General features: G+C 68.4%; 6 protein-coding genes. 2 read left to right on the top strand and 4 right to left on the bottom strand.

Features of this window, described 5'->3' with window-relative positions; translation table 11 throughout:
• The 3 genes from AC1D12_RS20415 to AC1D12_RS20405 all read right to left on the bottom strand — a co-directional run.
• Window positions 1-1,596, bottom strand: a 1,596-nt coding sequence (locus AC1D12_RS20415) for a hypothetical protein (RefSeq protein WP_477842503.1), incomplete at its 3' end; no start/stop codon positions are given.
• Window positions 1,597-1,683: 87 nt separating this feature from the next.
• On the bottom strand, window positions 1,684-1,986 hold the full coding sequence (locus tag AC1D12_RS20410) for a DUF1330 domain-containing protein (protein WP_047509394.1): 303 nt from the start codon (window positions 1,984-1,986) through the stop codon (window positions 1,684-1,686).
• 54 nt (window positions 1,987-2,040) lie between these two features.
• On the bottom strand, window positions 2,041-4,194 hold the full coding sequence (locus AC1D12_RS20405; protein ID WP_477842502.1) for a metallophosphoesterase: 2,154 nt from the start codon (window positions 4,192-4,194) through the stop codon (window positions 2,041-2,043).
• A gap of 132 nt (window positions 4,195-4,326) precedes the next feature.
• Between AC1D12_RS20405 and AC1D12_RS20400 the strand changes: the two genes are divergently transcribed.
• Window positions 4,327-4,800 carry a helix-turn-helix domain-containing protein gene (locus AC1D12_RS20400; protein WP_477825703.1) on the top strand — a complete coding sequence of 158 codons (474 nt, stop codon included), beginning with the start codon at window positions 4,327-4,329 and terminating at the stop codon, window positions 4,798-4,800.
• Complete coding sequence (locus AC1D12_RS20395) at window positions 4,793-5,515, top strand: nucleotidyl transferase AbiEii/AbiGii toxin family protein (protein ID WP_477825704.1); 723 nt, start codon at window positions 4,793-4,795, stop codon at window positions 5,513-5,515. Before AC1D12_RS20400 ends, AC1D12_RS20395 begins: the two co-directional genes overlap by 8 nt.
• Window positions 5,516-5,527: 12 nt before the next feature.
• Here AC1D12_RS20395 and AC1D12_RS20390 read toward each other — a convergent pair.
• On the bottom strand, window positions 5,528-6,753 hold a 1,226-nt coding region (locus AC1D12_RS20390; protein WP_477842501.1), incomplete at its 5' end, for a glycerophosphodiester phosphodiesterase family protein.

Here is a 6,753-nt window from a genome sequence, read left to right as displayed (position 1 = left end):
GCCGACGATCAGGCCGAACTGTTTCACCGACAGCGTCACGGCGCAGTACGGCCGGCCGCCGAGCGAGGCGATGTCGGCCTCCATCGCGCGGCGGTTCAGCAGGCCGGTGACCTTGTCGTGCGTGCTCGCGAATTCGAGCGCCTCGTTGTTGAGCGCGAGCCGGCGGTTGGCGTCGAGCGAGCGCAGGTACAACCGCCAGGCCGCGATGACGCCGATCGCCATCGCCACCACCAGCAGGAAGCCCAGCGCGCGCTCGTTCTTGCGGCGCGAGATCTCGACCGACTGCAGCTCGTTGTCGTGCTGCAGCTGCTCCAGCTGGCGCTGGCGCTGCTGGAAGCTCGATTCGCGCTGCAGCGCGACGACGGTGCTCTGGCGGTCGCGGCGCTCCAGTTCGGTCTCGAGCAGCAGCGCCTCGCGCAGGCGGTCGAGCGCCGGCACGGCCTGCCCGGCGCGCTCCAGCGCCACGGCATAGCGGTTCAGCTGGATCAGGTATTCGGCATTGCGCCCGGCCTTGCCGAGCATCGCCAGGCCCTGGTCGGCGAGCTGCCGGCCGGTCAGCAGGTGGCCGGCGCCGAGCTCGGCCAGCCCCTGGTTGACCATCGCGCGCGCGGCCGTGCCCGGGTCTTGCCGCTGGTCGGCCAGGCGCTGCGTGCGCAGCGCGAACTCGCGCGCCGCTGCGAAATCGCGGTGGCCGAGGTACAGCGTCGACATCGTCAGCAGCGTGTCGACCTCGGTGCTGAGCCAGCTCGCCCCGCCCATCTGCGAGTTGACGCCGGACGCCGGCCGCACCACGCTGCCGGTGAGCGCGGCCTGCTGGCGCGCGCGCTCGGCACGCTCGGGCTGCTGCGACGCTTCGGCAGCCAGCGCCTCCATGATCCAGCCCGAGGTGATCAGCGCAACGTCGCCGGCGCGGCTGGCGAGCTCGCGCACCCGGCGCGATTCCACCAACGCCGCGGTGGTGTCGCCCTTGACGATGCGCAGCGGCGCCAGCGCCTGGAAGGCCTGGGCCTCGCGGCGCGGGTTGCGGCCGGTGCGCGCGGCCAGCGCCGCGGCTTCGAGCAGGCGGATGCCTTCGTCGATCTGGCCGTTCGAGGTGGCCAGGTCGCCGGCGGTCATGTCGACCCAGTAGCTCAGGTCGGGGCTGTTCACCTTGTCGGCCAGCGGCACCGCGCTCTCGATCCAGCCGAACGCGGCGCGCACCTGGCCGGAGAACTGCAGCACGCAGGCCTTCAGCGTGTAGGCCGACGCGAGCGCGGCGGCATCCTGCGTGCGCTGGCCGATGTCGGTGAGTTCCTCGATCGCGGCCTCGGCCACGGCCGGCTTGTCGATCGCGGCATGGGCATAGCCCCAGGCGGCAAGGAAGATGCGCAGGTCGTCACCACCGCTCGCGCGCGCCTGCGGCTCGATCGGGCGCAGTTCGGCGATGACGGCGCTGGGTTCGTTGCCGTGGCGGGCCTCGATCGCGAAGACGGCGCTGCCGATGGTGCCGGCATGCGCCGGGCGGGCCAGCGTCAGCGCGCCGCCCGCCAGCAACAGCAGGCACGCGGCAGCGACACGGCGCTGCCAGGGGGCGATGAGGCGGGTGAAGGAGACCACACGGCTTTATCGGCCCCGCCGACCGGCGGCTTGAGACGGTCTGACTCGAAGCCGACGCCGCGAGCCGTGTGCAAAGTCTCGGTTGGCTCAGGGCTGCGGGCCTTCGTAGCCCTCGATCACGACGATGTCGAGCGTCGAGACCTTCTCGCGCAGCTTGATCGCGGCCTGGTAGTCGTCCGACTTCCAGCAGGCGAGCGCCGCCTCGTAGGACGGGAATTCCAGCACGACGTGGCGCGCCCGGCTGCTGCCCTCGACCACCTCGAAGCCGCCGGCGCGCACCAGGAAGCGCGCGCCGAAGCGCTTGAACGGTGCGGCATTGGCCGCCTGGTAGGTCTTGTACACCTCGGGATCGGTGATGTCGGCACGCACGATCCAGTAGCCCTTGGGCATGGCAGTCTCCGGAGTCTTTGAAAGGACCCCGGAGCTTGCCATCAAATCACTTCATCAGTTGAAACTGACCCCGGCGGTGTCGGCGTTCACCAGCTTCCTGTTCTTGAAGTCGATCGTGAAGTGGCCGCTCGGCTTGCCCGAACCCAGTCCCTTGAAGATCGCGAAGACCTGCTTGAACTGCGCCTGGAAGGCCACCTGCACCGCGTTCTGGTCCGACGGCTTGTCGCCGACCTTCACGATGGCCGCGGGCGCTGCCGGGAAGGCCGACATCAGCAGCTTGTACTGCTTCACGCGCAGTTCGCCCATGTCGCGCAGCGCCAGCTCGCCGGCGTACACCGTGCGGTGGAAGTCACCGTAGAACTCGTACGGCGTGACGGCGGCCAGCGCGTCGAAGTCCAGCCCCGCGGCCACGGCCAGCGCGCGCGCCTTGGTGGTGGCGGTGGCCCAGTCGGCGCCCAGCTGCGTGGCCGGCGCGGCCACCGGGCTGGCCGGCGGCGTGCCGGCCGCGGCGCAGGCGGCGCTCAGCGGCACGATGTTCGGCGCATCCTTCAGCTGGGCCAGCGTGACGGCCGTGTCCAGCTGCGACAGCACCAGCATCTGCTGCAGCGTCAGGTTGACTGCCGCTTCCTTCATCTCGCACGGCCAGTACTCGTCCATGAAGCGCAGGCGCGACAGCTCGCCGAAGTAGTAGCGGGTGAACTCGCCGTAGCTCTTGGTATCGAGCACGCCGTGGTTCCAGCGCTTGGCGATGTCGGCCGGCACCGTGCTCGCCTGCAGGTAGTCGTACTCCACCTGGTAGTGCGGGAACAGCTCCTTGAAGCGCGGCACGTCGTTCAGCGCCACCGTCTGCACGTCGGCCGTGTCAACGCTCTTGTAGGTGACGATCTTGTAGGCCGCGCCGTACACCGCGAGCGACGGCGACTGCACGTTGGCCAGGTAGCGGCCGGTGTTGTCGGTGTACTCGTTGCTGCCGTTGAAGTGCATGTGGCCGCCGACGTGCAGCTGCAGGCCGGTGGCGGCCAGCGCGGCGGTGGTCGCCGTTTCCGGCACGCGTGCGGTCTGGAACGCGCCGGACTTGAACACCGCCTTCATCGCGTCGGTCTGGTTCGCGTAGAAATCCATCGTCGGGTAGTGCGAGAACGCGATCAGCTGCTTGCCTTCGGCCTTGGCACGTGCGCTCACCTTGGTGATCCACTCGATCAGGTGCTTCTTGTGCGTCAGCACCTTGTTCCAGCCCGCGTTGCCGGCGCCGTCGTAGCCCTTGAAGCTCTTCGGGTTGGCGGCATCGAACCTGGCGTTCGGGATGTAGACGTTGGCGTCGATCGACAGCAGCCACAGGCCCGGGGTCGGCTCGACCAGGTAGCTCGCGTCGACCAGGTTGGCGCACTTGGTGTAGGTGGTGCCGGCCACCTTGTAGGCGCCGCCCTCGCCTTCGGCACAGATCTCGAACTGGCGATTCGCCAGCGCCGACTGCGTCTTCGCGTCGGTGTAGTTGTAGCCGTTGGCGTACTGGCTGAACGGCGTCTCCCACAGCACGTCGGTCGAGGTCGGCATGAAGCCGAAGTCGCCCAGGCGCGCGATGATGTTCTCGTAGCCCAGCTCCTTCAGCTGGTCGGTGCAGACCACCGTCGCGTCGGCGGCCCTGCAGGCGGCGTTGCCGGTGGCGAACACCTTCTGTTCCTTGCCGTCCTTCGTCAGGAAGTCGTTCTTGCCGGCCTCGTCGTCGTCGAACGGCTCGTTGGGATCGTGGTTGCCCGGCGCGATGAAGAAGCGCATGCCCTTCGCGCGGTACTCCTGCAGGATCGCGGCGATGCCGTCGACGTTCACAGGCTGCGCGTCATCGGTGTAGTCGCCCGGCAGCGCGACGTACTTGATGCCTTTCGCGAAGGCATCGTCGAGCGCGGCGCGGAAGGCGAAGTAGTTCTCGTTGAACAGGCGCGTCGACGTGAGCTGCGCGTACATCGTGCGGATCGTCGCGTTCTTGCCGCCCGTGCCCGGGATGCCGCTGAAGCTGCCGTTCTTGAAGTCGCCGTAGACGTCCTCGAAGTGCACGTCGGTCATCAATGCGACCGACGGCGAGAACGCCGCCGGCGGGGTCGGCGCGGGGGCGCTGCTGCCGCTGTCGCCGCCGCAGGCCGTGACGGCAGCGAGGACGGCGATGGCCGCGAACGCCGAAGGAATCAAGGTGTGGCGCAGGGAATGCGTCATGGGGAACAGCTCATCGGTTGCGAAGCTGCCGATGGTGATGTCGGATGGTGACGTGGGCGTGACGCTGGATGTCAATCAAAAGTGTTTCTCATTTTGGGCATTTCCTGACAAATGACTAAAATGAGAAACATCATGCCAGCCACCTCTCCTCCACTCCGGGACGCCAGCAGCAGCGCGCTGGCCGAACTCGGCCAGCGAATCCGCGCGCAGCGCAAGCAATTGCGCATCAGCGCCACGACCACCGCCGAGGCCGCGGGCATGTCGCGCGTCACGCTGCACCGCATCGAGCAAGGCGAGGCTTCGGTGTCGATCGGTGCGTGGATGAATGCCGTGACGGCGCTGGGGCTTCGGCTCGACATCGTTGATCCGCGCAGCGTCGAGCAGCCTGCGAGCGTACTGCCCGAGACCCTGCGCCTGTCCGACTTCCCGCAACTGGCCGCGCTGGCCTGGCAGCTGCACGGCATCGACCGGCTCACGCCGCAGGAAGCGCTCGACCTGTACGAGCGCAACTGGCGTCACGTCGACCAGAGTGCGCTCGGGCCGCAAGAGCGCGAGCTGATCGAGCGCCTGACGCACACGCTCGGCGGAGGGCGCCTGCTTGTTTGAACGCGAGCACCACCGCCGCATCGAGCAGCTGCTGCGCTCGCTGAACGCGCCGCTGCTGCACGACAAGGGCTGCTACTTCGGTGGCGGCACGGCCATGGCGCTGCGCTATGGCGAGTACCGCGAATCGATCGACGTCGACTTCCTCGTCTCGGGCATCGACGGCTATCGTGCGCTGCGCCAGTTGACCGGTGGCGCCGATGGCATCGGCGCGCTGGCGGCGCCGGGCCATCTGCTCGACCCGGTGCGCCCGCTGCGCGCCGACCAGTACGGTCTGCGCACGCAGCTGCGCGTCGACGGCGTGGCCATCAAGTTCGAGATCGTGCTCGAGGGCCGCATCGCGTTCGAATCCCCCGGCCCGTCGGACCGCATTGCCGGCATCGCCACGCTCACCCCGCTGGACATGGCGGCCGGCAAGCTGCTCGCGAACACCGACCGCTGGGCCGACCGCTTGGTTGACAGCGACACGCACAGCCGCGACCTGATCGACCTCGCGATGATGGTCGCGCCACGCGCGCTGCTGGGCCGCGCGCTGGCGAAGGCGGCCACCGCCTATGGCGACAGCGTGCAGGAGGCGCTCGCCAAATCGCTCACCGCCGCGCTCACGCGTGATCGGTGGCTGGAGCGCTGCATGAGCGCCCTCGGCATGCAACGCATTCCCGAGGCCCTGCTGCGCAAGCGGTTGAAGGCCTTGCAGCCCCGACCGCCGCGCCACTGAGCGTCAACAGGATCAGCGCCCCAGTTCCTTCAGGTACGCCGCACGCGCCGCCACGCCGGTGCCGGCGAAGTCGGTGAACACGCCGTCGATGCCGGCACGGAAGTACGGCAGGTACTCCGCGACCGGATCGCCGTTGTACAGGCCCGGCAGGTACTGCTTTTCATTGCGGAAGGTGTAGGTGTGCACCACCAGGCCGGCCTTGTGCGCATCGGCGATCAGCGAGGTCGGCGTCACGCTGTTGATGTCGGACATCTTCGTGCCGCCGGCGTACGGCACCTGCTTCCAGGCCATCACCTGCGGTTTCCACGGGCCGATGCCTTCGGCGTAGGTCTTGATCTCGRCCAGGCCCGCGGGCGTCAGCATCGCGTCGAAATAGCGGCCGTCGCCGTTGATCGTCCAGCTGTACGGGCGGCCGTCGACGAAGGTGTAGACGTCGGAGGTCGAGTAGGTGACGACGCCGGTGTCCAGGTGCGTGTCGTTGCCGTCGATCAGCTGCACCTTGCGCGCCTTCAGGCCGATCTGCTTCAGGTACTTCAGGCTGGCCGGGTCGAAGCTCTGCACGAAGATCGGCGCGGCCGGGTCGTTCAGGTTGTTGTCGACGACGAACTTCAGCACCGCGTCCTCGAACGGGTGGCCTGTCTTCGCGGTGTCACAGCCGTTGGCGATCGCCTGCTGGTTGTTCCAGTACGGGTTCTTGACCTCCGGGTACACCGTCAGCGTGCGGCCGGTCGATGCGCTCTTCGCCTTCGCGATGTTCAGGATCTCCTGCATCGTCAGCACCGGCTGCGTGCCGTTCTCGGCGGTCGGGCGGTCGGCGCGGGCGTCATAGGTCGTGCCCTTGATCCACTGCTTCAGCTCGGCGACCGTGAAGTCGCTGATCGACCAGTCGTTGGTGTGGTCCTCGCCGTCGACGATCAACGACTTCAGCACCGATTTGGGGTCGGCCGGATCGGTCAGGTCGGTCAGGTACGTCTTCGGCTCGTTGGCGTTGGCCACCGTGTACGTCACGTTGACCGGGCGCCCGGCCACCGTGCGCTTGCGGGCAGCCACCTCGGGCACCGTGAGGGCGACCGTCGCCACGGTGGTGTTGTCGCTCAGCCAGGGGTTGTGGCGCGCGACCAGCACGCAGTCCTTGCTGAGGTGCAGGTCTTCCTCGAGCGAATCGGCGCCGACATCGGCCGCGCCTTCGTAGGCGGCCTGCGTCTCCTCCGGGTGCAGGCCCGGCAGGCCGCGGTGGC

The sequence above is a fragment of the Rhizobacter sp. P1_G5 genome, from assembly GCF_056405435.1.
This window is presented reverse-complemented; position numbering and strand designations above follow the sequence as displayed.

What these genes read in the sequence shown, in the direction of transcription:
- AC1D12_RS20410 (WP_047509394.1), bottom strand. Translation starts at nt 1,986, where the DNA reads ATGCCCAAGGGCTACTGGATCGTGCGTGCCGACATCACCGATCCCGAG.
- AC1D12_RS20405 (WP_477842502.1), bottom strand. Translation starts at nt 4,194, where the DNA reads ATGACGCATTCCCTGCGCCACACCTTGATTCCTTCGGCGTTCGCGGCC.
- AC1D12_RS20400 (WP_477825703.1), top strand. Translation starts at nt 4,327, where the DNA reads ATGCCAGCCACCTCTCCTCCACTCCGGGACGCCAGCAGCAGCGCGCTG.